Below are 24,880 nucleotides of genomic sequence, written 5' to 3'. Positions count from 1 at the left end.
CCGCCGCGTGGACGCGGCCCACATACCCGGAGACAGAACCAGATGAAGTCGATCGCCCAGATCGTCCAGAACAACCGCAGGCTCCTCGCGGCCTACGAGGACAAGGTCCAGCCGAGGTTCCTAAGCCGCTATGCGCGCGAACCGATGGACGTCGCTGCCGTGTACCGGAAGCTCCGTGCGCTGGATCCCGGGCCGGATGCGCCGGCCCGGGTCCTCGACCTCGGTTGTGGAACCGGGTGGCTCGCCCGCACGCTCGCCGCTGAGTCTCGCTATCGCAGGGCGAACATCGTCGGCTACGACCTGTCGCCCAATGCGATCCGCATCGCCCGCGAACGCGCCGCCGCCGACGGGCTCGGGGCCCGGACGGAATTCCACGTTGCCGACATCCTCACGCCGCTCGCGGGAGAGCCCGGCGGGGCCTGTGAAATCTGGGTGTGTGGCGCGCTCCACCAAATGAAGGATGCGGGAGCCGCGCTCGGCAGGGTCTCCGGGCTGCTCGCCGACGGCGGCATCGCTTACGTGCAGACGTTCGTCGAGGATCCCGACGTGAACGAGCGGGTCGACATGGCTGTCATGGCGAAGATGGGCCACCGGGTGTTCCGGGGCAGCGAGCTCGAGGACCTCGCCGAAGCCAACGGGCTGAAGCTGGACGGAGCCTCACGCGCCGGCATGGTGTATTTCTGCACTCTCGCGAAGAAAAGCGCGATCGGGGAGGCGGGGAAGTGAGCGCCGTGGACGGGACCGTCGGCCCGTGGTCGCTGCTCGCCCCGATCCGGACCCGGATGCGTGCGGTGGTCGCGTTGTCCGTCCTGTCGTCGGTGGCTACCGTCGCTTCGCTGGTCGGCATCATCGACATCGCGATGACGTACCCGGAGGCCCCGGTGCATCGGACGTGGTTGGCCGTGGTTGTCATCGTCGTCGCCGCGACGGTGCGAATGGCTGCGGACGGCGCCGCCGGCATGCTCTCGCACCGGGCGGATAACGACCTGCAGCTCTACCTCCGGCGCCGGTTGGTTGCCCATATCCGGAAGCTGCCGCTGGGTTGGCTGGACGCCCGGCGCTCGTCGGGGATCATCGGGTCGGTTGAGAAGGACGTCGCGGCCGTCCACCAGCTCATGGGCCACACCGTTGGCGAGACCGTGGTGGCGGTGCTGGTTCCCCTGCTTTCCCTCATCGCGCTCGTCGCGGTCGATTGGCGGATCGCGGCGGTGGCGGTCGTCCCGGTGCTGGTCACCTTCGCCCTGATGGGCGTGATGATTTCGCGCGGAGCCGGTCTTCAGCGCGACTACGAACGAGCCTCTGAAAAAGTGACGGCTGCGGTCATCGAGTTGGTGCGCGGCATCCCGGTGATGAAGTCCTTCGGACGCGCCAGCCAGGGCGCGGGCCGCTACGATGCCGCGGCGTCGTCGTTCGTCCGCGCGTGGTCCGCCTGGTCCCGGCAGTCGAACATCTATCTCGGGCTCATCGACGTGGTGACGTCCCCGATCACGGTCCTCGCAGTGGTGTGCGGCGCCGGCCTCGCTTTGAGGGACACCGCGGGCGGCAAACCGGAGGGGCTCGTCGCCGGGCTGGTTCTCGGCCTTGGACTCTCCGCGGCGATCGTGAGGGTGGCTATGAACTCCGAACCCATCATCGCGGGGATCGCCGCCCTGAAGTCCATCGCGGAGGTGCTGGGCACGCCGCCGATCACCGAGTCCGCCGAGCCGGTGCCCGTGCACGGAGGCGCGCTCGAGGTTCGGAACCTGGTCTTCTCCTACGGGGATGGGCCGCGGGTCCTCGACGGGATGTCCGCGACGTTCGAACCGGGGACCCTCACGGCGCTGGTGGGGTCCTCCGGTTCCGGAAAGTCCACCGTCGCCAGGCTGTTGGCGCGTTTCCACGACCCTGTCGAAGGCTCGGTGCTGCTGGGCGGCGACGATCTTCGCGACATCGCCGTGCGCGACGTGCACCGTACGGTGTCGGTGGTGTTCCAGGATCCGCAGTTGCTCACGCTGCCCTTGCGGGAGAACATCCGGCTGGCCAGGAGAGACGCCACCGACGGCGAAATCATGGCGGCCGCGAAGCTCGCGAACCTCGATACGGTCATCGCGGCGCTGCCGAAGGGCCTGGATTCGGTGGTCAACGTCGACGTGACCTTTTCCGGTGGTGAGGCGCAGCGCGTGGCCATCGCGAGGTCGATTGTCACGGACGCGCCGGTGCTCATCTTCGACGAGGCAACCGCTTACGCGGATCCGGCTTCCGAGGCCCTCATTCAGTCCGCAATCGAGCGTTTGGCTCGTTCGCGGACGGTGATCGTGATTGCGCACAGATTGAGCACGATCCGCAACGCCGACCGCATCCTCGTTCTCGATGGGGGAGCGGTCGCGGAGGCGGGCACCCACGACGAGTTGCTTGCGCGCGGTGGCCGCTACCGGGATCTGTGGCGCGCGTTCGCGCTCGACGACGAACCATCCGCCCCGCGGGGCACTGAAGCAGACGATGAAAAGGCAGGGAACCGATGATCCGGGACTTGTGGTCGATGACGGATCGGCGCTCGAAGATGACGCTGGCGTGGCTCATTGCGTTGGCCGCGCTTGCCGCGCTGGCACAGGGAGCGGCGTTCGTCGCGCTGCTGCCGCTGCTGTCGGCTCTGGCCGTGGGAGATGATGCGACGGCGTGGCGTTTCACCGGTGTCATCGCCGGCCTCGCGGCCGCCCATGCGGTGCTGTCCCTCGCCGCGGGGACGGTCGGCAGGGCGAATTCCGCAGCGGTGCTGTCGTCCCTGCTGCGTTCCCTGGGCGAACGCGTGCTGACGTTGCCACTCGGGTACGTCACCAAGTCCACGGCCGGCCGCTTTTCGGAGATGGCGTCTTCGGGCATGGCGTTCGCGGCGTCCGTGCCGCACGTGATCCTGCGGCCCGTCATCGCTGCTGTGGTTGCGCCGACCGTCATCGCTCTCGGAATTCTGGCGGTGGATTGGCGCGTCGGGTTGGTTCTCGTCGCGTCGGCGCCGGTGCTCTTCTTCGCCTACCGGGCCATTGGCCGAGTCGGCGGGGAGTCGGACGAAGCGCATGCTGATGCCGTCGCTGCCGTCTCCGGCAGGCTGATCGAGTTCACCCGCGGCCAGCAGGTGATTCGCGCCGCGGGCGACGGTTCGGCGGCGGACGCGATGGTGGATGAGGCGATCCAGGCCCAACACGATGCGTTCGCGAAGGCGACGTCGACGCAAGGCGCGGCCATCGGACGGTTGGGCTCGGTCGTCCATGCGGTGTTCACGGCGGCGGTGGTCGTCGCCGTGGCGGTCGCCGCGACGGGCGGGATGTCACCGGCGCATTTGGCGTCGATGCTCATTGTGGTCGTCCAGTTCACCGGACCGATCACCACGGCGGGAGCGTTGTCCGGCGGTTTCGGCGCGGGCCGCAACACGTTGGCTGCGCTGCGTGACCTGCGGGCGATCCCCGCCCTTCCCGAACCGGCCGCACCGGAGCTGCCCGACGGGCATGACGTGGAGTTCCGCGGCGTGAGCTTCGGGTACGGGGAGAAGAAGGTCCTCGACGGCGTCAGCTTCCGTGCGCCTCAGGGAGTGCTGGTCGCCATAGTGGGACCTTCGGGGGCGGGCAAGACGACGGTCATGCGGCTGCTGTCGCGGTTTCATGATCCGGACTCGGGGGAGATCCTCATTGGCGGGGTGCCCTTGCCTCGGATCGGCACCGACGGCGTAAACTCGCTGGTGACCCCGGTGTTCCAGGAGACGTTCCTCTTCGACGCGTCCGTGCGGGACAACGTGGTCTTCGCCGACCCCGGATTCGGTTCCAGGCCCGGCGACGGAGACCGCTTGCGCGAGGCCGCCCGGCGATCCGGGGTGGACCGCATCGTGGAGCTGCTGCCTTCCGGGTGGGATAACCCGGTGGGGGAGGAGGGGACGCTGCTGTCGGGAGGCGAGCGGCAGCGCGTCGCCATCGCCCGGGCGCTTCTGAAGGATTCCCCGGTGGTGCTTTTCGACGAGCCAACGTCCTCGCTGGATGCGGCCACTGAGCGGGCGATTGTCGGCACGATGGAAGCGTTGCGCGGCGATCACACCGTGATCGTCGTCGCCCATCGCCTGCACACCGTCCGCGATGCCGACCTCATCGTCGTGCTTTCGGAGGACGGGACGGTCGCAGAACGGGGCACGCACGATGAATTGCTGGCGAAGGGCGGCCGCTACGCCGAGTCGTGGACGTGCCGGACGGGCGGCTCCCCGGGCGCCTGATCCTCGTCCGTCGAGGACTATCGCTCCGGTCCGGTACCGGTGCAGTGGTCCCGCCACGCCGTCCCGGTCAGCGGGTCCTCGACGATGCCCTGGGCGACAGGGGCGTAATTGAAGCCGTAGTGCTCGGTGCGGTGGGCGGGGCACACGTCTTGGACGGTGATGTTGGTGACGCCGGGTTCCCGCACGAAGGAGTTTTAGTGGGGGAGCACGGCATTGTCGTGCCGCGTGCCCAGGAAGGTGTACCGCACGCTCGGTCGAGTGATGTCGCCGATGGTCAGCTCATTCAGCAGCATGGAACCGGAGATCTGCTGTTCCCAGGCAAGCGCGTTCGTTTTGCCGGCGTTTCGGGAGTATCCGTGGCGCATCTCGGGGTGGACGTCAAAGCGATCGGCTGCGCTGTGCTCCCGGGGCCCGTGGTTCGAGGCACCGGTACCGATGAGCTGTTCGACGACCCGGTCCCGGGAATGAGGATGACGGGCAATTCACCGTCCCGGGGTGGCACCGGAAGTCGTTGGCGCCGGGGGGCACCAGACCGGGCTTGTCCATGGACAGGGCCCGGGCGGCCGCGGGTGAGGTTTGCCGGAGGCCGGGCCACCGGTCGAGAAACCGCCGTCCGACAGCGACGAGGGGATTCTCGTCACCTCGTCGGGGGTGTTCCTATATAGGTTGTCAACTCCGCGGGTGGGCAGTCGAACAGTGCTTTTTGTAGTTGTCTCTCTTGAAAGGTTATTGGCGTCTTTTTCGAAGATTGCTGCGGGTGTTTCAATAGTTGGTGCTCTTTCGGCCGAGCTTCATTCAGCGACAAAGGCGATAGTTCTCCCGTTGTGCTACGTGCTTGGCATTCCCGCTATTGTGTTGTCGGTTTCCCAGACAGAGGTGCTGGCATTAGAGCAGTTTGGCCAGGGCATTCAAGACTGGGATTTTCTTATCATCTTTGGTCTTCCCTTGCTATTCGTTGGATTGCTATCTGTTTTTTCTTTTTTCGCGGGGGTGGACCAGATTAAAGTCATCACTGAGCGGCTCGCGCGAATTGGTGTTGCAACTCCGATGATCAATGTCGCACGGTTCATCGGCTTGCCTTTTTGCTACTTGACTTTGTCAATGGCCTTGTCGGTAGTTTTCGCTGTGCTGAGTTCTACATTGCATCTGGCTATCCTTGGTTCCTCATTGGGGCATGTGATGGCGGGGATTTCTCTGAAGGTTTTGTTTTCCCTTGCTGGCGTTCTTTTTGCAGCATTTCTTGTTTGTACCGGCGTTTATCTCACTTGGGGAGCAGTTGGGAAGAGGTTCGCTAAAGTCGACTCTTTGAGCTGACTGAAATAGGAAGAAAGACACTCTGATCAGGTGTTGCTATGAGGAGTATCCTTCTTATTGTACAGAGTTAATAGTTGTCAGTTAGCGAAAAATTAGTCAGTATTGTTCTCTACTTTCTCAATCTCCCTCCGATTCGACACTCTCTTGAGCCTCTGACAATTGCGGCCACGAGTTCGTGACCATCGAGGTCGATTTCCTTTTGGCGCCGCACGAAGTCGGCAAGGACATCAAGATTTGGGATATCGCTACGGTAGAAACCGTAGAGGAGACCCGCGAGCTGGCCGATGACCTCGGCGCCCGCGTGCTCTACATGCTTAACCGCCTGGGTATCGAGCCCATCTCGGAGGATGCGGCCGTCACGGCTTAGCTCTCAGCCGCGTGGGAACTCAGCGCAGCAGTACTTAACCACTAATCTTGGTTTCTGAATACTGTCGAAATCTGTGTGGAGAACCGAAGATATCGTGACTGCCAACAATTCTGCTGTGCGCGAAACGCTAGAACCCGTACAGCGCATCCTGCTGCCCAAGCGTGGCGAGCCGGTCGACGTCCGCATGCTCTACCTCATCGAGTCCGAGCAAAACCGCGAGCGCCTCAGCTGGAGCGGCCGCACCTCCGTGACCATCCCGGCCGGCGAAGAGGCCTCCTTCGAGACCTACTTCAACGCCTTCCCGGCCGCCTACTGGCGCCGCTGGTCCCAGCTGAAGTCCATCGTGTTGGTCATGGACGTCGAGGGCGAAGCCAACATTTCCCTCTACCGTTCCAAGCAAGACGGCCAGCGCATCGCCGTGGCCAACCATGTGGTGACCACCGGCCACCACGAGTTTGAGTTGCCCCTGAAGAACTTCGAGGACGGCGGCCTGCTGTGGTTCGATGCCTCTGCCGTTGAGGACACCGTGCTTGCCGACGTCGCCTGGTGCGCCCCCCACGCCCCGAACCCGCAGCTCCTGCCGGACGGTAGCGAGTACCCGGCGCAGGAGAAGCGCGTGGCCGTGGGCATTCCGACCTTCAACCGACCCACCGACGCCGTCGCGGCGCTGCAGGCGCTGGCGGAGGATCCGGTGGTGGACGGCATCATCGACTATGTCCTCATGCCGGACCAGGGCAACCAGCACCCGGCGGACGAGCCGGGCTATGACGAGGCCGTAGCGCACTTCGGTGAGCGCTTCCGCGAATTCCGCCAGGGCAACCTGGGCGGCTCGGGCGGCTACTCCCGCATCATGTTCGAGGCGCTGGAGAATACCGACTCGCCGTACATCCTTTACATGGATGATGACATCGCCATCGAGCCGGATTCCATCCTCCGTGCGGTTCAGGCAGCGCGCTACGCCGCCAAGCCCTTCATCGTGGGTGGCCAGATGCTCAACCTGCAGGAGCGTTCCCAGCTGCGCACCACCGGCGAGCGCGTGAACCGCGCCGACTTCATGTGGGGTGCGGCCGAGCACGCCGTCTATGACCACGACTTTGCCAAGTACCCGCTGCGCGCTATCGGTGACGCGCAGTCCCACCTCGACCCGAAGAAGTATGACTCCCGCGCGCTGCACCGCCGCGTTGACGTGGAATACAACGGCTGGTGGATGTGCCTCTTCCCGCGCGTCGTGGCGGAAAACATTGGGCAGCCGCTGCCGCTGTTCATCAAGTGGGATGACACCGAATACTCCCTGCGCGCTGCTGCTCATGGTTTCCCCACGGTGACCTGGCCAGGTGCTGCCATCTGGCACATGGCCTGGGCGGATAAGGACGATGCCATCGACTGGCAGGCCTACTTCCACCTGCGCAACCGCCTCATCGTGGCGGCCCTCTACCACGAGGGCGATGCACGCGGGATTACCAAATCCATCTTCAAGTCCACCCTCAAGCACACCATGTGCATGGAGTACTCCACCATGGCCATCCAGCTGGAGGCCATGAAGGACTTCCTGGCCGGCCCGGATCAGCTCTTCGACATCCTGGAGTCCTCGCTGCCGCGCATCGCCGCAATCCGCAAGGAATTCCCGGACGCCGTCATCATCGATTCGGCGGATCAGCTGCCCGCGCCCACCGGCGCGCCGGGCGTGCCCACCCGCAATATCGGCGGCCGCCTGGGCAAGATCAAGAAGATTCCGTGGCTCATCAAGTCCGCCAAGCACCTGGTCACTAAGGAAGACCCGGCGCACCACGAAGCACCGCAGCTCAATCTCACCCCGGAGGAGGCCCGCTGGTTCACGCTTTCCCGCGTGGATTCCGCCACCGTCTCCACCGCGGGCGGCACCGGCGTGGCCTTCCGCAAGCGCGACCGCGAACTGGCCCTCGAGCTGGTGAAGTCCACCCGCGAGCTGCTTAAGGAAATCGAGGAGAACTTCGATGACTTGCGCGCGGAGTACCGCGCGGCCCTGCCGGAGCTGACCTCCCGTGAGTCCTGGCGAAAGGTCTTCGATGCCCAATAAGCTTTCTGTCGCCGAATCCCGTGTCCTCGAGAAGATCCAGGATGCGGCCTTCGATGCGCCCGGCGTTCTGCCCACCGCGCGGGGTTTAAGTCACTTCGGCGAGCACGCCCTGGGTTGGCTGGCTCTATCTGGTCTGGGCGCCGCCGTGAATTACCAGAAGCCGGCGCGCCGCCGCCAGTGGGTAGCCGTCGGCGTGGGCGCTTTTACGGCGCATGCGGCCAGCGTTGTGATCAAGCGCATTGTGCGGCGCAAGCGCCCGGACTATGACTACGTCAAAGTCGGCGTGAAAACCCCTTCTAAGCTGTCCTTTCCTTCTTCCCACGCGACGTCGACAAGCGCGTTCCTCGTGGGCGCCGCGCACGTTCTGGGAACCCCGGCACCGCTCGTTGGTGTGCCGGTCATGATGGCCTCGCGTATGGTGCTCGGGGTACATTACCCATCCGATACGGCGATCGGCGCCCTGCTGGGAGCCGCCACCGCGGAAGCATGCCATCGCTATGAAAGGAAGACCGCATGAGCGAACGTCCTAACCGCGTCGACGACGGTGAGCAGAGAGTCTTCCACTCTGAGCCGCACACCTCCGGTATCGATACCGGCCGCAAGCGCAAGCCGCCGAAAAACCTCGCCGATGGCATGGTGAAGGCCCTGCGCCCCAAGCAGTGGGTCAAGAACGTGCTGGTCTTGGCAGCCCCTGCGGCTGCGGGCGCGGAGTCGCTGTTCCACACGCGTGTGCTTCTCGACGTCCTCCTCGCCTTCATCGTCTTCTGCATGGGCGCGTCCTCCATCTACCTCATCAACGATGCCCGCGACGTGGAGGCGGACCGCGCGCACCCGACGAAGCGCTTCCGCCCGATCGCAGCGGGCGTTCTTCCGGTGAACCTGGCCTATATCATGGCGGCGGTGCTCATCATCGGGTCGATTGGCCTGTCTTTCTTGGCCACGGCCGGCCTAGAGCTCGCCATCGTTATGGCCATCTACATCGGTCTGCAGCTGGGCTATTGCTTCGGGTGGAAGCACATGCCGGTGATCGATATCGCCCTGGTGTCCTCCGGTTTCATGCTGCGCACCATGGCTGGCGGTGTGGCCGCGGGCATCGTGCTCTCCCAGTGGTTCCTGTTGGTGGCCGCGTTTGGATCGCTGTTCATGGCCTCGGGCAAGCGCTACTCGGAGATCCTTCTGGCGGAGCGCACGGGCGCCAAGATCCGTAAATCTCTGGAGGGCTATACGCCTACCTACCTGCGCTTCGTGTGGACCCTGGCCGCTACCGCCGTGGTCATGTCCTACTCGCTGTGGGGTTTCCAGCTCTCCAACGAGTCTGATGGCCCGGCCAGCGTGTGGTACCAGGTGTCCATGGTGCCGTTTACCATCGCGATCCTGCGCTATGCCGCCGACGTGGACCGCGGCAACGGCGGCGCTCCGGATGAGATTGCCCTGGAGGATCGCGTCCTCCAGATCCTAGCTCTGCTGTGGCTGGCCTGCATCGCCATGGCGGTCTACATCATGCCGGCAGTGATGGGCTAGACTCTCTCCTCATGCGAAAATCCGATACACGTACCGCAGCCGCGCTCAGCGCGCTGGCCTCGGTTATCGTGATCGGAGTTTTCTCGTTTTGGGGTGGCTTCGCCCGCCGCTGGATTTCTGACGACGGCCTGATCGTCCTGCGCACGGTGCGCAACCTTGAGGAAGGCAATGGACCTGTCTTCAACGCGGGCGAGCGCGTGGAGGCCAATACCTCCACGCTGTGGCAATACCTCATCCTCCTCGTGCGGTGGCTAACGAATGCCCCGCTGGAATCCATCGCCGTCAACCTGGGCCTCCTGCTGGCGGTCGCGGCGATGGTGCTGGGGGCGTGGGCCACGGCCCGGGCCTTCTACCGATCGGGGCAGTTTGCTGCACCGCTCGTGGTTCCCGCAGGCGCGCTGGTCTACCTCGCACTGCCCCCGGCCCGTGATTTCTTCACCTCCGGGCTGGAATGGGGACTGTCCATCTTCTACCTCGCCGGCCTCTGGGCGCTGCTGCAGCACTGGGCGCAATCCCGCACGAATAATAGTGCTTATTGGCTCGCGCTGTGGGCTGGTCTGTCCTGGCTCGTGCGCCCGGAGTTCGCACTTTACGGCGGGCTTGCCGGACTCCTGCTTTTGGCGGCGCACCGCAACTGGAAAGTCTGGCTCGGGATCCTCGGTGCGGCCCTGCCCATCCCGGCGGGCTACCAATTCTTCCGCATGGGCTATTACGGCCTGTTGACTCCGCACACGGCGGTGGCCAAGTCGGCGTCGTCAAGCGCGTGGGACAGCGGCCTGAACTACCTGCAGGATTTCGTGGGGCCATATGCCCTGTACCTGCCCGTTCTTGTGCTGGCGGGTGCGGCGCTGTGGACCTTCCGTGCCCAGCTGCGCCCGGCAGCCCTGCGCAGCTCCACCACCGTGACCTACTTGATGGTGGGGGCCGCGGCGGTGCACGTGCTGTACGTGCTGCGTGTGGGCGGTGACTTCATGCACGGCCGCATGCTGCTGCTGCCGCTCTTCGCTGCGCTTCTCCCCGTGTTTGTTCTGCCGCTCAAGGGTCTTGTGTCTTCGCTCGCAGTGGCCTTCTGCGCGGTGTGGGCCTTCGTCATCGTGCTGCGTGGGCACCCGACGGACTGGGAGGCCTATGAGCAACCGCTGTCCATCGTGGACGAACGTGATTTCTGGACCTATGCCACCAACCGCGAGGCTGGCTACCCGCCGCGCTCGGCCAAAGACTACCTGGGGATGAAGTTCATGCGTGGCTACGAAGAAGCCGGCAAGAAACTGGTGGGCGGAGATGCCCTGGCCACCATCTATGTGGAAGATGAGGAAAAAGACCTTCTCAATTGGCTCACCGTTCGGCGCGAGCCGGGTATGGATGAGCCGCCGACGGTCTACCTGGTGAACTTGGGTATGACGTCGATGAACGCGCCGCTGAATGTCCGGGTTCTTGACACGATTGGTCTGGCCACGCCGCTGGCCGCGCGCATGCCCCGTGAGGAAGGCGGGCGCGTGGGTCACGACAAAAACCTCGACGTGGAGTGGCAGGCTGCGCTGACGGGCGCGGATATTGAGTATCTCCCGCCGTGGTATGACAAGGACACAACCCGCCAGGCGCGCGCTGCGCTGGCAAGCCCAGAGGTACAAGAGCTCATCGCTTCCTACAGCGAGCCCCTAACCCGGGAGCGCTTCCTCAAGAACCTAACCTTCTCACTGACCTCGGGCCGCACCCTCATGCTCTCCGATGATCCCAGCGATTATCCTGTCCATTAGCTTGGCGTGAGCTGGAAAGCACCCCCATGGGTAGGCGAAAATTGCCAGGGTGCGTTACGCTACGAAAGATTCCTGTTATTGATCTGTAACTATCGCTGGCGTGTTGGCGATGTACTAGTGGCAGTAGAAACGTTAAGGAGAAACATGAGTTCACTAAGCTCTGGCCTGCGGACTCGGGTCCTCTCAGTGGTGGCAGCTATCGCTGTGGCTCTGGGCCTGGTCGTGACCGCGGGTACGCAAGAAGCATCCGCCGCGCACCGTGACTGGCTGCGTGGAGACGCCACCGGCGCCTGCGAATGGGATCGCGTCGGATACTGGGTACAGCGCTGCGACGTGTGGTCCCAGGCCATGGGTCGCAACATCCCAGTACAGATCCAGCCCGCTAAGAACGGCGGTAACGCGGGTCTGTACCTGCTCGATGGCTTGCGCGCCACCGATTCCACCAACGCCTGGGTCAATGACGTCAACGCCGCGCGCACCTATGTGGATCACAACATCACCCTGGTGATGCCGGTGGGCGGCGCTGGCTCCTTCTACGCGGACTGGAACGGTCCGGCTACCTACGATCTGGTCAAGCCGGTCAACTACCAGTGGGAGACCTTCCTGACGCAGGAGCTGCCGGCCTACCTTGAGGGCAACTTCGGCGTGGCTCGCAACAATAACTCCATTGCTGGCCTGTCCATGGGTGCCACCGCGGCTATTACCCTCGCGGGCAAGCACCCGGAGCAGTTCCGTCAGGCACTGTCTTACTCCGGCTACCTCACCACGACCTTGCCGGGTGCCCAGACCTTTATGCGCCTCGCGCTTCTCGACGCCGGCGGCTTCAACATCAACGCCATGTACGGTTCCATCATCAGCCCGAAGCGTTTCAGCAATGACCCCTTCAACCTGATCCCGGATCTGGCTGCGAACGGAACGGACGTGTATGTTTCCGCCGCCTCCGGCATCCCGGGGCCGCTGGATCAGCAGCGCTACCGTCTGGAGCACATCGCGGCCGGCGTGGCGCTGGAGGGCTTTGCTAACGGCACGACCCGCCTGTGGGAGCTGAGGGCCCGCGCTTCGGGTGTTCGCCTGCAGACGAACTACCCGGCCCAGGGCCTGCACAACTGGGAGCAGTTCGGATACCAACTCGAGCGCTCCAAGCCGCAGGTGCTTAACGTAATGAACGCCTGGTAAGTATCTACTGCCTAGCCGCCGTGCCACTGTGTACGGCGGCTTTTTCATTGGATTGCTGGGCGTGTCCCCCTACCGAAAGTCTCAAGTTAAACTTAAACTTGAGAACATATTAGACCGCTCACCACGCGTGCGGCGGCGAGTTCCGCAGGAGGGGAACCTGCGGAGCCCCGCTTGCGGCACCGCGTGCCCGCATCTCGATTTACCCCTACAAGGACTCTTCAATGCCGAACACTGCGTCAACTCAGCCCCGCCGGTCCGCCAAAGTTTCCGGCCTGCGTTCCCCGTCCGCAGCCCGCAAGGGCCTGACCATCGCCGCACTGCCTACTGCTGTGGCAGTGGGCTTTGCGCTGCTGCCTATCGCCAACGCGCAGTCTTCAAGCTCCTCTACCGAGGGCATTACTGATCTCCTGGGCAGCTCCAACCTCTCCGATTCTTTCGCTCCCTCTAATCCGCCGCAGCGTACCCCGGTAGATACCGAATACCCGGAGATTGAGGGCCTGCCGGAGGGCGTATCCGTCTCCCGCGTTGAGTACCTGACCAACCGCCACCTCAAGGTCTACATCAAGTCCGCTGCCATGCCGGGCAAGGAGCAGGTCGTGCAGATCCAGCTCGCGCGCGATTGGTACTCCAGCCCGGATAAGACCTTCCCGGAGGTCTGGGCGCTCGATGGCCTGCGTGCCCGCGATGACGAGTCCGGCTGGACCATCGAGACCAACATCCTCTCCCAGTATGCTGACCGCAACGTCAACCTCATCATGCCGGTGGGCGGCGAGTCCTCCTTCTACTCAGATTGGCAGAAGGAAGACAACGGCAGGCACTACATGTGGGAGACCTTCCTGATGCGGGAGCTCATTCCGGTTCTGGAGAAGGGCTACCGTTCCAACGGCAATCGCGCCGTCACCGGTATCTCCATGGGCGGTACCGCCGCCATGAACCTGGCTGAGCGCAATCCCTGGGCCTTCAAGTACGTCGGCTCCTTCTCGGGCTACCTCGATACCACCACCACCGGTATGCCGGAGGCAATTACCGCCGCCCAGGCCGATGCCGGCGGATTCACCTCCACCAACATGTGGGGTGACCTCTACTCCCAGGATTGGATCGACCACGATCCGAAGCTGGGTATCGAGAATCTCAAGGACATGAAGGTCTACGTCTCCGCCGGCAACGGCAAGGATGACTATGGCCAGATCGGCTCGGTGGCCAAGGGTCAGGCCAACCTGGCCGGCGTGGGCCTAGAGGCCATCTCCCGCATGTCCACCCAGACCTTCGTTGATTACGCCAAGCGCGCTGGCGTGGAGCCGGTGGTCAAGTTCCGCCCGACCGGCGTACACAGCTGGGAATACTGGCAGTTTGAGATGACCGAGGCCTGGCCCTACATCGCTGACTCCCTCGGCCTGGACAAGAGCGACCGCGGCGCTGACTGCACCCCGATCGGTGCTATCGCTGAAGCCACCAAGTCCGGCATCATCGGTAACTGCGTGAACAACGAGTATGACGTTGCCGATCGCGGCAAGGCCCAGGACTTCCAGGCCGGTACCGCTTACTGGTCCCCGGAGACCGGTGCCCACGCCGTCATTGGCCGCATCGGTGCCCGCTACTCCGAGCTCGGTGGCCCGACCTCCTGGCTGGGCTTCCCGAAGACCGGTGAGGAGAAGACCCCGGACGGCCGCGGCCGCTACGTCCACTTCGAGCACGGTTCCATCTACTGGACCCCGGAGACCGGTGCTTGGCCGATCTCTAAGGAGCTCTTCGACGCCTGGGGCAAGAACGGCTTCGAGGGTGGCGACCTCAAGTACCCGGTATCCGAGCCGCGCAAGGTTGGCGAGGGCGAGGTCCAGGACTTCGAGAACGGCGTGCTGACCCGCAACCCGGATGGCTCCACCCACATCGTGCACGGTGCTATCGGCGCGAAGTACAAGGAGCTGAAGGCTGCCGAGTCCGAGCTGGGCTACCCGGTGGGCGAGGAGAAGGCCGTTAACGGCGGCTTCTTCCAGGAATTCGAGCACGGCAACATCTACTGGTCCATGGATTCCGGCGCGCACTACATCCTCAAGGGCAAGATCTTCGACGAGTGGGGCAAGCACGGCTGGGAGCAGGGCGAGTTTGGCTGGCCCACCAAGGACTACGCCTCCATTCCGGCAGGCGGGCTGACCCAGTCCTTCCAGCACGGCGTCATCCGTGAGGTCATGGGCCAGGTCCAGGCGGATAAGAAGTAGGGAACTGCCATGCGTCTTTTCTCTGCCCGTCCCACCGCAGCAGCTGGTGCGGCGGTGCTGCTTGCGGCCGGTACCTTGCTGAGCGCTTGCGGTTCCGCCACCGTCGACGAGGGCGATGCCACCGAAACCTCCGTGGCGCCGCTGGAGCGCTCCTCGGCGGCGAGTGGTGAGTCGTCGGCAAGCAAGGCGTCCGAAAGCTCTGCATCCGCACCCGCCGAGCGAACGTCAGGCGAGGAACCGGAAGACCGCGGTGCGCGCGAGATCTCCGAAATCCCCTCTCCCGCGCCCCCGCAAGGCCCGGACCAAGACTTCCTGTCTGCAGTGGCTGAGAAAGGCGTGAACGTCGACGGCGTAGAAGACCAACTGGTGGGTGCTGCGCAGGCTTCCTGCCAGGGCGATGCCGTCACCGTGCCGGCTGTGGCCGGGCAGCTCATTGAGCAGGGCCGCACGGAACTCAGCCACGAGGACGTAGTCCAGCTCATCACCGAGCAGGGCGACAAGCTCTGCGCTCAGTAATGTGGCAGGGATTTTCCAGCCAATCCCGCGCCTTGTCAAGGTAGAAATTTCTTCATGCGTAAAACACTCACCGTCCTTGCTGTCGTTGTTCTCCTGGCCGTGATTGGCGGGGGAGCGGTCCACTTCCTCAATACCCGCGAGGAAGGAGAGCAAGGGAACCTGGCGGAGCCCGCCCCCTCCCAGGAGGAGGGGGACACGAGTCCCGAGCAACCGGACTGGTGCCCGCGCGTGGAATTCATCTCCGCGCCGGGAACGTGGGAATCCGCCGCGGACGACGATCCCATTAACCCAGGCGCGAACCCGAATTCCTTCATGCTGTCGATCACGAATCCCTTGAAGGAGGCCTACGTCCCCGAGGACGTCAAGGTGTGGACGCTGCCCTATACCGCGCAGTTTAAGAACATCAATGCGCAGCACGAGATGAGCTACGACGATTCCCGCAACGAGGGAACCTCTCGCCTAGAGGGCGAGCTGTCCTATATGCACGAGACCTGCCCGGACACGAAGTTCATCCTGAGTGGCTTTTCGCAGGGCGCGGTCATCGCGGGTGATGTGGCGGACCGAATCGGCGGCGGCAACGGGCCCGTGCCCGCAGAGAGCGTGGCGGGTGTCGCACTCATCGCGGACGGGCGGCGCCAGGACGGCGTGGGCATTAACCCGGGCGCGCACGTCGGCGGCGTGGGCGCGGAGATTGCCCTGCAGCCGGTCTCGACGTTGATTCAGGGCATCGTCCCGGGCGCCACGATGCGCGGTGAGCGCGCCAACGGCTTCGGAGAGCTGGCGGACCGCACCTTCCAAATCTGCGCGCCGAATGACTCGATTTGTGATGCACCGCTGGACGTCAGCAACGGACTGGAGCGCGCCCGGGATCTCATCGACGCCAACGGCGTTCATGCACTGTATGCCTACAATCCGGACGTCATCGAAGGGACCACGACCAACCAGTGGGTCACGCAGTGGGCTAAGGACACCATCGACGCGCACTAGCGCTTGGCGACGGCCCCGCACGCCACCTCACCGCGCGCCATGTAACGCTCGGCACATCTCTTCTGATATTTTCAATGTCAAAAGTACGTGAAGTAGGGGTGCGTGCCCCTCTCTACCCTACGAAGGAGCTTTCCCACATGGACCTGAAAGCCTTGATCGGCCAGTTCTTTGACGAGAAGGGCAACATCGCCCTGCCACCTCACCTCACGTTGGCGGGGCTCGCCGAACACGTCTATGCCGCGGAGCAGCAGGCGGGAATCCCGGATCGCCCGGTCATGCGCCAGTGGGTCTTTAGCGATAATCCGGAGGGCACCCCGCGCGATATCACCCGCTCCCAGGTCAATACCCGCATCAAGGCGGTAGCAGCACGCCTGCAGCAGGTGGGCAAGATGGGGGACCGCGTGGCCATCCTGGCGGGCAACTCTCCCGAGTACATCTTTGGCTTCCTGGGTGCGATGTACGCTGGAATGACCCCAATTCCGCTCTACGATCCGAACGAGCCCGGCCACACCGATCACCTGCGGGCAGTCTTCGGCGATGCCAACCCGTCGATCGTGCTGACCAACAACATTTCAGCTGCGGCTAACCGCGCTTATTTCGCGGACCGCCCAGCGTCTGAGCGCCCGCGCATCATTTCGATTGACTCTCTGCCGGATTCCCTGGCGCAGAGCTGGGTGAACCCGTTGGAGACGGAAGAGGGGAAGGCCGCTCTTGCTGCGCTGCAGACCGCGCCGATCGATCACCCGGCCTTCCTGCAGTACACCTCCGGCTCCACCCGCACCCCGGCGGGCGTGCTGCTGACCAACCGCAACATCATGACCAACGTGCTGCAGATCTTCACCGCGGTGCAGATCAAGATGCCGGCGCGCGTGGTGTCCTGGCTGCCGATGCACCACGACATGGGCATCATCCTGGCAACCTTCGTGACGATTCTGGGCCTCAACCTGGAAATCATGACGCCGCGTGATTTCGTGCAGCAGCCCAAGCGGTGGATTGACCAGCTCAAGCGCCAGCCTATCGATGAGCAGCTGCAGGGAACCTATGCCGTGGTGCCCAACTTCGCCCTCGAGCTCGCCGCGCGCTACGGCGCACCGGCAGAAGGTGAAACGCTGGACTTCAGCAACGTCGATGGCATCGTGATCGGCTCGGAGCCGGTCACGGAGTCCGCCGTGAATTCCTTCTGGGAGACCTTCGGTAAGGAAGAATACGGCCTGCGCCGTGAGACCCTGCGCCCCTCCTATGGCATGGCGGAGGCCTCGCTGATTGTGACTACCCCGCAGACCCCGGAGCGCCCGATCATTTCCCACTTCGACCGCGAGCGCTTGGCTGCGGGCGAGGCCGTCATCGTGGAGAAGTCCGCGGACTCCGTGGCCTATGCCTCCTGCGGCCAGGGCGTGGTGGCGCAGCACCTGACCATCGTGGACCCGGAGACCAAGACCGAGCTGCCGGATGGCCGCGTGGGCGAAATCTGGCTCCACGGTGATAACCGCGCAGCCGGTTACCTGGACCGCGCGGAGGAAACCACCTCGACCTTCCACAACACGCTGGGCGAGCGTCTGGCGGAGGGCTCCCGCGTGCCGAACGCGCCGGAGGATAACAACTGGTTGGCCACCGGTGACCTGGCGGCAATCGTGGATAACCAGCTTTACATCACCGGTCGCCTCAAGGACCTCATCGTGGTGGCTGGCCGTAACCACTACCCGCAGGACATCGAAGGCACCGTACAGGAGGCCTCGGGCCACGTGCGCGCGGATTCCATCGCGGCCTTCTCTGTGGAGGGTGGCAGCACCGAGGAGCTCGTGCTGCTCATTGAGCGCGCCGATGGTGCCAACCCAGCCGATGATGCAGCCGCCTCTGAGGCCATCCGCTCCGCAGTCTCCGCGCACCACGGCGTGACGCCGGCCGTCATCCAGTGGTTCAACGCTAATGAGATCAAGCGCACCTCTTCGGGCAAGATTGCCCGCCGCGTGGCGAAGAAGAGCTACCTCGCTTCCTAAAGCCCACGTCGCTTAAACCCCCGTTCCCGCGCAACCGCGGAGCGGGGGTTGCCGCTGCTTGTGGGTATGTCGGTTATGAAACCCAAGTTAACAAAGTGAGATAATTGGTCGATAACCCCTATGTACGCTTCGACGTGCGCGCTTTTGTGCTGCGCAAAATCGAATGCAGAGTTAGATATTTTTAGTCCGCGTAAGAAAGCTAGAGATTTATGACCGTTGAAGAGCTTCGTGGCTGGCTGCGCACCTGGGTTGCGCAGACCACCGGCCTGTCGGCAGAGGAAATCACGGACACCAAACCGCTGGAGAATTTCGGGCTGTCCTCGCGTGACGCAGTAGTCCTCTCCGGCGAATTAGAAAACCTCCTCGGCATTAAACTTGAGCCCACGGTGGCCTATGAGTACCCCACCATTGCGCAGCTGGCCGAGCGCCTTGTCAACGGCGCGGCCGGAACCTCGGCAGAAAGCGCGCCGCGTGAGGCTTCGCCGCGTTCTGCTTCCCTCGCGGGCGGGGATATCGCCGTCATCGGCTATGCCGGCCGTTTCCCGGGAGCCAAGAACGTCGACGAGTTCTGGACCATGCTCGTCGAGGGCCGCGCGGGCACCGGCCCGTTGCCCGTCGGGCGCTGGTCGGAGTACTCCTCCGACCCAATTACCAGCGAGAAGATGGAGCAGCAAAACACCGACGGCGGCTACATCGAGGACATCGCCTCCTTCGACGCCGAGTTCTTTGGCCTCTCCCCACTGGAGGCAGCCAACATGGACCCGCAGCAGCGCATTCTCCTAGAGGTGGCGTGGGAAGCTCTCGAGGATGCCGGGGTGCCCGCCAACCAGCTGCGCGGCACCGCCACCGGTGTCTACATGGGCTCCACCAACAATGACTACGGCATGCTGATTACCGCCGACCCGGCGGAGATGCACCCTTATGCCATGACGGGTACGTCCTCAGCGATCGTGGCTAACCGCCTTTCCTACGCCTTCGATTTGCGCGGCCCTTCCCTCAACGTGGATACCGCGTGCTCGGCTTCCCTCGTAGCGGTCAACCAGGCGGTGAAGGATCTGCGCGTGGGTGCGGCCGATACGGCCCTCGCCGGCGGCGTGAACATCCTGGCCTCGCCGCACGCCTCCATCGGCTTTAGTGAGCTGGGGGTTACCTCCCCCACCAGCGCCATCCACGCCTTTTCCGATGATGCCGATGGCATCGTCCGCGCGGATGCGGCGGGCGTGCTCGTGCTCAAGCGCTTGGAGGACGCCGAGCGCGACGGCGACACCATCCACGCCGTCATCAAGGGCTCCGCGGTCAACTCTGACGGCCACTCCAACGGCCTGACCGCCCCCAACCCAGACGCGCAGGTCGACGTCCTCGAGCGCGCCTACGCCGACGCCGGCATCCGCCCGCAGGACGTGGACTACGTCGAGGCCCACGGCACCGGCACCATTCTCGGTGACCCCATTGAAGCCACCGCGCTCGGCCGCGTGTTGGGCCCGGGCCGCCAGGCCGCCAACCCGACCCTGCTGGGCTCCGCCAAGACCAACATCGGCCACTCCGAGTCCGCCGCTGGCGTCGTGGGCCTCATCAAGGTCATCGAAGGCATGCGCCACGGCGTCATCCCACCAAACATCAACTACGTGGGCCCCAACCGCTATATCGATTTTGACGCAGAGCACCTCGAAGTGGTCGAGGATCCGCGCGAGTGGCCTGAATACTCCGGCCAGAAAATCGCCGGTGTTTCCGGCTTTGGTTTCGGCGGCACCAATGCACACGTCGTTCTTACGGATTACCGCGGGCTGACCCACCAGGATGCCCCGCAGGTCGCCATCGGCGAGGGCCAGCCAGTAGCCCTGCCGGTCTCCGGTTTGCTGCCATCCCGCCGCGCCGCGGCAGCGGCTCACCTGGCGGACTACATCGAAGCGGAGAACCCGAACCTGCTCTCCCTGGCCCGCACCCTCGCGCGCCGCAACCATGGGCGTTCGCGTGCGGTAGTAACGGCGTCGTCAAGCGAGGAAGCTGTCAAGCGCCTGCGTCAGGTCTCCGAGGGGACCGTCTCCGTCGGGATCGCCGCGGCGGATTCCCCGACGGTGCACGGACCAGTCTTCATGTACTCCGGTTTCGGCTCCCAGCACCGCAAGATGGCCAAGGACATGATCGAGATCTCGCCGCTGTTCAAGGAGCGCTTGGAGGAGCTTGACGCCATCGTCCAGCGCGAATCCGGCTGGTCCATTCTGGAGCTGGTGCACGACGACGCCCAGACCTATAACACCGAAACCGCGCAGGTAGCCATCACCGCCATCCAGATCGCGCTGACGGACCTGCTCGCCACCTTCGGCGTGCGCCCGGCCGGCGTTATCGGCATGTCCATGGGTGAAATCGGCGCGGCCTACGCTGCGGGCGGAATCACGGCGGCCGACGCCATACTCATCGCCTGCCACCGCGCGCGCCTCATGGGCGAGGGCGAGGCTTCGCTGCCGGAGGACCAGCAGGGTGCCATGGCCGTCGTCGAGCTTTCCGCCGAGGAGATTGACGCCCTGCCGGGTTCCATCGAACCCGCCGTCTACACCGGCCCGGGCATGACCACCGTGGGCGGCCCGCGTGAGGAGGTCCTCGCGCTGGTGGAGCGCCTCGAGGGCGAGGGCAAGTTCGCCCGCGCGCTCAATGTCAAGGGTGCTGGCCACACCTCCGCCGTTGACCCGCTCCTGGGTGAGCTCTATGCAGAAATCGCTGGCATCGAGACCCGCCCGCTGCACACGACGCTCTTCTCCTCCGTGGACCGCGGCAAGGTCTACCGCCCCGGTGCGGTGCTGCACGATGAGGACTACTGGATCCGCATGACCCGCAAGCCCGTCTACCTGCAGGACGCGGCGGAAGCGGCGTTCGCGGCCGGCCACATGCAGATCGTGGAGATTTCCCCGAACCCGATTGCGCTGATGGGCCTGATGTCCACCGCTTTTGCCGCGGGCAAGGCGGATGCGCAGCTGCTCTACAGCCTGAAGCGCAAGGTGGAGCCCACCGAGTCACTTCTGGACCTGCTGGGCAAGCTCTACGTTGCTGGAACGCCGGTGGATTACACTAAGGTCTTTGGCTCCGGCGCGCTTGTCGACGCCCCCCATACCCACTTCCGCCGCCAACGTTTTTGGACCAATGCTCGTCCGTCTTCTGGTGTGTCCGGTCTGCCGGGTGCGCGCGTGAGCTTGCCGGAGGGCGCGGTGGCTTTCTCCACGAACGCCGACCAGGCGCCGAGCGCGCTGGCCATCCTGGAGGCTGCAGCCGAGGCCGTGACCCCGGGCGCTCACATCGCGGCAAGCGAGGAGCACCTGGATCTGCCCGCGAAGGGCGAGGTCACCACGATTGTCCGCCGCACGCTGGGCGGGCTGTCGCTGGCGGTGCACTACGTGGACGGAGCAAGCACCAAGCTTGTCGCGGAGGGCTTTGCCTCGACTCTCAACCTTGCCGAACCCGCTGCGGCCCCGGAGCCGAGCCTGCCGCAGGCTGTGACCGCGCCGCAGTTCGCGGACCCCGACGTGGGCGCCGATGCCGTGCGCTGGGACCCGGCGACGGAGAGCGTGGAGGAGCGCTTGGCACTCATCGTGTCGGAGTCCATGGGCTACGACGTCTCCGATCTCCCGCGCGAGCTGCCGCTCATTGACCTGGGCCTGGATTCGCTCATGGGCATGCGCATCAAGAACCGCGTGGAGAATGACTTCCAGATTCCGCCGCTGCAGGTGCAAGCGCTTCGCGACGCCTCCCTCGCCGACGTCATCACCATGGTCGAAGAGGCCGTGTCCGAGCAGTCAGGTTCTGCCGCGCAGGCGCCGGGCGATGCGGCCGCTGAAACTGGAACCGCGCCCGCCGACGTATCCTCCGCGCGCACCGAGAGCGACGACACCACCCCAGACGCCTCCGCGGTGAGCGCGAAGGGCGGCGAAGGCGTGGGCGTCGCGCCGCGCGATGCCTCGGAGCGCATGGTCTTCGGCACCTGGGCCACCTTCACAGGTAAGGCCGCGGCTGGCGTGACCTCCGCGCTGCCGCAGGTCAGCGATGAGGTGGCTGAGAAGATTGCCGAGCGCCTCACCGAGCGCGCCGGCATCGAGGTCACCGCGCAGCAGGTTCAGGAAGCTGAAGCGCTGGAGAACCTGGCGGACCTCGTCCGCGAGGGCCTGGAAACTGAGGTCGAGGGCAATATCCGTGTCCTGCGCGAGGCCGATGGCCCCGCCGTCTTCATGTTCCACCCGGCCGGCGGCACCACCGTGGTCTACCAGCCGCTGACTCGTCGTTTGCCGGCGGATGTCGCGGTCTACGGCGTGGAGCGCATTGAGGGCAGCCTGGAGGATCGCGCCGCCGCCTATATCGAGGACATCCTGCACTACGCGCGTGGGCGCAAGGTCGTGCTCGGCGGCTGGTCCTTCGGCGGCGCGCTGGCCTATGAGGTGGCCTACCAGCTGCAGGAGCGCGCAGCCCGCGGCGAGGACACTGCCGAGGTCGCCTTCATCGCTCTGCTGGATACCACCCAGCCAGCGCATCCGGCCCCGAAGACGCTGGAGGAGACCAAGGCCCGCTGGGGCCGCTACGCCGCCTTTGCCAAGAAGACCTATGGCCTGGACTTCGAGCCGCCCTACGAGATGCTGGAGACCGTGGGCGAAGACGCTCTCATGGCCATGCTCGCGGAATTCCTCAGCTCCACCGACGCCTCCGAACACGGCCTGTCCGCGGGCGTGCTGGAGCACCAGCGCGCCTCCTTCGTGGACAACCAGATTTTGGGCTCGCTGGATATGGGACGGTGGGCGTCGGTAAGCGTGCCCGTCATCCTCTTCCGCTCCGAGCGCATGCATGACGGCGCCATCGAGCTCGAGCCGGCCTATGCCGAAGTTAACCCGGACGGCGGTTGGGGCGTTATCGTGAAGGATCTGGAGATTGTGCAGCTGCCGGGTGACCACCTGGCGGTTCCCGACGAGCCCGCAATCGGTATCGTGGGCAAGCACATGGAGGATTGGATCGAGGAGAAGATTCGGAAGTGACTAGCACCGCTGACAAGCTAGCGGACCTACGCGAGCGCCTCGAGCGCGCCCAGGACCCCGGTAGTGAACGCTCCCGGGCACGCCGCGATGAGGCGGGGCGCTCGACTCCGCGCCAACGCATCGCCGCGCTTCTCGACGAAGGCTCTTTCGTCGAAACCGGCGCCCTGGGCAAGACCCCCGGTGACCCGGATGCGATCTACTCCGACGGCGTGGTCACCGGCCACGGCCGCATCAACGGCCGCCCGGTGTGCATCTACGCGCACGATAAGACGGTCTACGGCGGTTCCGTGGGCGTGACCTTTGGCAAGAAGGTCACGGATATCATGGATTTGGCCATCAAGATTGGCTGCCCGGTCATCGGCATCCAGGATTCCGGCGGTGCGCGTATTCAGGACGCGGTGACGTCGCTGGCCATGTACTCGGAGATTGCCCGCCGCCAGCTGCCGCTTAGTGGCCGCAGCCCGCAGATTTCCATCATGATGGGCAAGTCCGCTGGTGGCGCGGTGTATGCGCCGGTGACCACGGACTTCATCATCGCTGTCGATGGTGAGGCGGAGATGTACGTGACGGGTCCGAACGTGATCAAGGAGGTCACGGGCGAGGAGATCTCTTCCCACGACTTGGGTTCCGCGCGCCAGCAGGAGCTCAACGGCAACGTGTCCGTCGTGGTGCCCTCGGAGGATGAGGCCTTCGACATGGTGCGCGATTTGCTCGACCACCTGCCGTTGACCTGCTTCGACGAGTCCCCGGTCTTCGACGCGCCTACTGATGACGAGGTAGCTGAGGACACCGAGCTGGATTCCTTCATGCCGGATGACACGAACGCCGGCTACGACATGATGGACCTGCTCACGCAGCTTGGCGACGACGACGATCTCATCGAGATCCAGGAGAACTACGCCCCCAACGTCATCACCGCCTTTGGCCGTATCGATGGCAAGGCCGTGGGTTTTGTTGCGAATAACCCGATGCATTCAGCGGGCTGTATCGATGCGGATGCCGCCGATAAGGGCGCGCGCTTTATCCGTATTTGCGATGCCTACAACATCCCGCTGGTCTTCGTGGTGGATACGCCGGGTTACCTGCCGGGCGTGGACCAGGAGAAGGCGGGCTTGATTCACCGCGGCGCGAAGTTCGCGTTTGCGGTGGTCGAGGCCACCGTGCCGAAGGTCTCGCTCATTGTGCGCAAGGCTTATGGCGGCGCGTATGCCGTGATGGGTTCGAAGAACCTGACGGGTGACATCAACCTGGCGTGGCCGACGGCCCAGATTGCAGTGATGGGCTCGGCCGCCGCCGTGGTCATGATTGCAGGCAAGCAGCTCGAGGCTGCCGAGACCCCGGAGCAGCGCGCCATGACGAAGAAGATGTTCATGGACTTCTACGACGAGACCATGACCGCGCCCTATGTCGCCGCGGAGCGCGGTTACCTCGATGGCATGATTAAGCCCTCCGAGTCGCGCTTGGCCCTGCGCCGCGCGCTGCGCCAGCTTGCCGATAAGCAGGAGAAGGACCTGCCCAAGAAGCACACCATCTCCCCGCTCTAGCGTCGTTTAAACCTGGCGGCGGGCGAAGAAGGCCTGCGGATCGCGCTGAATTTTGTGTCTCGGCGTAACATGTGAGCCTGTTTTATCCGATAAGCCTAAAGACTAGGAATTCAATCAAAGGAGAAACCCAATGCTCTCTAGCGTTCTTGACCTCAGCGGTGACATCATCAACCTCGTCATCATGCTTCT

Annotated in this window: 17 protein-coding genes and 1 pseudogene; 16 read left to right on the top strand and 2 right to left on the bottom strand. The window is 64.4% G+C overall.

The genetic code is table 11. From position 1 onward, the window contains the following. The first annotated feature begins 42 nt into the window (after window positions 1-42). Genes HMPREF2978_RS04225 through HMPREF2978_RS04215 form a run of 3 tightly spaced genes read left to right on the top strand, consistent with a single transcriptional unit; the run spans window position 43 to window position 4,231 of the window. On the top strand, window positions 43-726 hold the full coding sequence (locus HMPREF2978_RS04225; RefSeq protein ID WP_070525917.1) for a class I SAM-dependent methyltransferase: 684 nt from the start codon (window positions 43-45) through the stop codon (window positions 724-726). After that, window positions 723-2,501: an ABC transporter ATP-binding protein gene (locus tag HMPREF2978_RS04220; protein ID WP_070744246.1), complete on the top strand. Its 1,779-nt coding sequence runs from the start codon at window positions 723-725 to the stop codon at window positions 2,499-2,501. The genes HMPREF2978_RS04225 and HMPREF2978_RS04220 overlap by 4 nt, the downstream gene beginning before the upstream one ends. After that, a complete protein-coding gene (locus tag HMPREF2978_RS04215) occupies window positions 2,498-4,231 on the top strand; it encodes an ABC transporter ATP-binding protein (protein WP_005329286.1) in 1,734 nt (577 codons plus the stop codon). Before HMPREF2978_RS04220 ends, HMPREF2978_RS04215 begins: the two co-directional genes overlap by 4 nt. Window positions 4,232-4,248: 17 nt before the next feature. Here the strand turns inward: HMPREF2978_RS04215 and HMPREF2978_RS13190 are convergent, their stop codons facing one another. Both HMPREF2978_RS13190 and HMPREF2978_RS13185 read right to left on the bottom strand, forming a co-directional pair. Then, window positions 4,249-4,416 carry a hypothetical protein gene (locus HMPREF2978_RS13190; RefSeq protein WP_154736589.1) on the bottom strand — a complete coding sequence of 56 codons (168 nt, stop codon included), beginning with the start codon at window positions 4,414-4,416 and terminating at the stop codon, window positions 4,249-4,251. Between the two features lie 9 nt (window positions 4,417-4,425). Then, window positions 4,426-4,596 (bottom strand): hypothetical protein, encoded by a 171-nt coding sequence (locus tag HMPREF2978_RS13185; protein WP_158013223.1) that lies wholly within the window; start codon window positions 4,594-4,596, stop codon window positions 4,426-4,428. A gap of 331 nt (window positions 4,597-4,927) precedes the next feature. On the opposite strand from HMPREF2978_RS13185, the gene HMPREF2978_RS04210 reads away from it, so the two are divergent. The 13 genes and pseudogenes from HMPREF2978_RS04210 (at window position 4,928) to HMPREF2978_RS04150 (ending at window position 24,691) form a co-directional block, all read left to right on the top strand. After that, complete coding sequence (locus HMPREF2978_RS04210; RefSeq protein WP_143342268.1) at window positions 4,928-5,545, top strand: hypothetical protein; 618 nt, start codon at window positions 4,928-4,930, stop codon at window positions 5,543-5,545. A gap of 211 nt (window positions 5,546-5,756) precedes the next feature. After that, window positions 5,757-5,912: pseudogene (locus tag HMPREF2978_RS04205) on the top strand (protein tyrosine phosphatase); the annotation flags it as partial. Between the two features lie 94 nt (window positions 5,913-6,006). After that, complete coding sequence (locus HMPREF2978_RS04200) at window positions 6,007-7,968, top strand: glycosyltransferase (protein ID WP_070744242.1); 1,962 nt, start codon at window positions 6,007-6,009, stop codon at window positions 7,966-7,968. Then, complete coding sequence (locus HMPREF2978_RS04195; RefSeq protein ID WP_070525908.1) at window positions 7,958-8,485, top strand: phosphatase PAP2 family protein; 528 nt, start codon at window positions 7,958-7,960, stop codon at window positions 8,483-8,485. The genes HMPREF2978_RS04200 and HMPREF2978_RS04195 overlap by 11 nt, the downstream gene beginning before the upstream one ends. Continuing rightward, a complete protein-coding gene (locus HMPREF2978_RS04190; RefSeq protein WP_070525906.1) occupies window positions 8,482-9,489 on the top strand; it encodes a decaprenyl-phosphate phosphoribosyltransferase in 1,008 nt (335 codons plus the stop codon). Before HMPREF2978_RS04195 ends, HMPREF2978_RS04190 begins: the two co-directional genes overlap by 4 nt. 11 nt (window positions 9,490-9,500) lie before the next feature. Beyond that, window positions 9,501-11,246 (top strand): arabinofuranosyltransferase AftB family protein, encoded by a 1,746-nt coding sequence (locus HMPREF2978_RS04185; protein ID WP_070517731.1) that lies wholly within the window; start codon window positions 9,501-9,503, stop codon window positions 11,244-11,246. 144 nt (window positions 11,247-11,390) lie between these two features. Next, entirely contained in the window at window positions 11,391-12,422 is a 1,032-nt protein-coding gene (locus tag HMPREF2978_RS04180; RefSeq protein WP_070744240.1) for an alpha/beta hydrolase, read from the top strand. A gap of 302 nt (window positions 12,423-12,724) precedes the next feature. Then, window positions 12,725-14,638 carry an alpha/beta hydrolase-fold protein gene (locus HMPREF2978_RS04175; RefSeq protein WP_371326359.1) on the top strand — a complete coding sequence of 638 codons (1,914 nt, stop codon included), beginning with the start codon at window positions 12,725-12,727 and terminating at the stop codon, window positions 14,636-14,638. 9 nt (window positions 14,639-14,647) lie between these two features. Further along, window positions 14,648-15,154 carry a hypothetical protein gene (locus HMPREF2978_RS04170; RefSeq protein WP_070744236.1) on the top strand — a complete coding sequence of 169 codons (507 nt, stop codon included), beginning with the start codon at window positions 14,648-14,650 and terminating at the stop codon, window positions 15,152-15,154. Between the two features lie 54 nt (window positions 15,155-15,208). Further along, window positions 15,209-16,141, top strand: a complete 933-nt coding sequence (locus tag HMPREF2978_RS04165) for a cutinase family protein (RefSeq protein WP_046647591.1) — start codon at window positions 15,209-15,211, stop codon at window positions 16,139-16,141. Between the two features lie 137 nt (window positions 16,142-16,278). Next, window positions 16,279-18,138, top strand: a complete 1,860-nt coding sequence (locus tag HMPREF2978_RS04160) for a FadD32-like long-chain-fatty-acid--AMP ligase (RefSeq protein WP_070744234.1) — start codon at window positions 16,279-16,281, stop codon at window positions 18,136-18,138. Between the two features lie 209 nt (window positions 18,139-18,347). After that, complete coding sequence (locus HMPREF2978_RS04155; RefSeq protein WP_070744232.1) at window positions 18,348-23,147, top strand: type I polyketide synthase; 4,800 nt, start codon at window positions 18,348-18,350, stop codon at window positions 23,145-23,147. Continuing rightward, on the top strand, window positions 23,144-24,691 hold the full coding sequence (locus HMPREF2978_RS04150; RefSeq protein WP_046647588.1) for an acyl-CoA carboxylase subunit beta: 1,548 nt from the start codon (window positions 23,144-23,146) through the stop codon (window positions 24,689-24,691). Before HMPREF2978_RS04155 ends, HMPREF2978_RS04150 begins: the two co-directional genes overlap by 4 nt. The last annotated feature ends 189 nt before the right edge of the window (window positions 24,692-24,880 follow it).

Origin of the sequence: Corynebacterium sp. HMSC074C01, assembly GCF_001814605.1 — a bacterium.
GTDB lineage: Bacteria > Actinomycetota > Actinomycetes > Mycobacteriales > Mycobacteriaceae > Corynebacterium.
The sequence above is the reverse complement of the archived record's forward strand: the minus strand, read 5'-3'. Positions and strand labels throughout refer to the sequence as shown.

Excerpts from the sequence above, each read along its gene's own strand:
- HMPREF2978_RS04195 (WP_070525908.1), top strand. The coding sequence starts at position 7,958 with ATGCCCAATAAGCTTTCTGTCGCCGAATCCCGTGTCCTCGAGAAGATC.
- HMPREF2978_RS04215 (WP_005329286.1), top strand. The coding sequence starts at position 2,498 with ATGATCCGGGACTTGTGGTCGATGACGGATCGGCGCTCGAAGATGACG.
- HMPREF2978_RS04170 (WP_070744236.1), top strand. The coding sequence starts at position 14,648 with ATGCGTCTTTTCTCTGCCCGTCCCACCGCAGCAGCTGGTGCGGCGGTG.
- HMPREF2978_RS13185 (WP_158013223.1), bottom strand. The coding sequence starts at position 4,596 with ATGCGCCACGGATACTCCCGAAACGCCGGCAAAACGAACGCGCTTGCC.
- HMPREF2978_RS04190 (WP_070525906.1), top strand. The coding sequence starts at position 8,482 with ATGAGCGAACGTCCTAACCGCGTCGACGACGGTGAGCAGAGAGTCTTC.
- HMPREF2978_RS04160 (WP_070744234.1), top strand. The coding sequence starts at position 16,279 with ATGGACCTGAAAGCCTTGATCGGCCAGTTCTTTGACGAGAAGGGCAAC.
- HMPREF2978_RS04185 (WP_070517731.1), top strand. The coding sequence starts at position 9,501 with ATGCGAAAATCCGATACACGTACCGCAGCCGCGCTCAGCGCGCTGGCC.
- HMPREF2978_RS04165 (WP_046647591.1), top strand. The coding sequence starts at position 15,209 with ATGCGTAAAACACTCACCGTCCTTGCTGTCGTTGTTCTCCTGGCCGTG.
- HMPREF2978_RS04225 (WP_070525917.1), top strand. The coding sequence starts at position 43 with ATGAAGTCGATCGCCCAGATCGTCCAGAACAACCGCAGGCTCCTCGCG.
- HMPREF2978_RS04155 (WP_070744232.1), top strand. The coding sequence starts at position 18,348 with ATGACCGTTGAAGAGCTTCGTGGCTGGCTGCGCACCTGGGTTGCGCAG.
- HMPREF2978_RS04180 (WP_070744240.1), top strand. The coding sequence starts at position 11,391 with ATGAGTTCACTAAGCTCTGGCCTGCGGACTCGGGTCCTCTCAGTGGTG.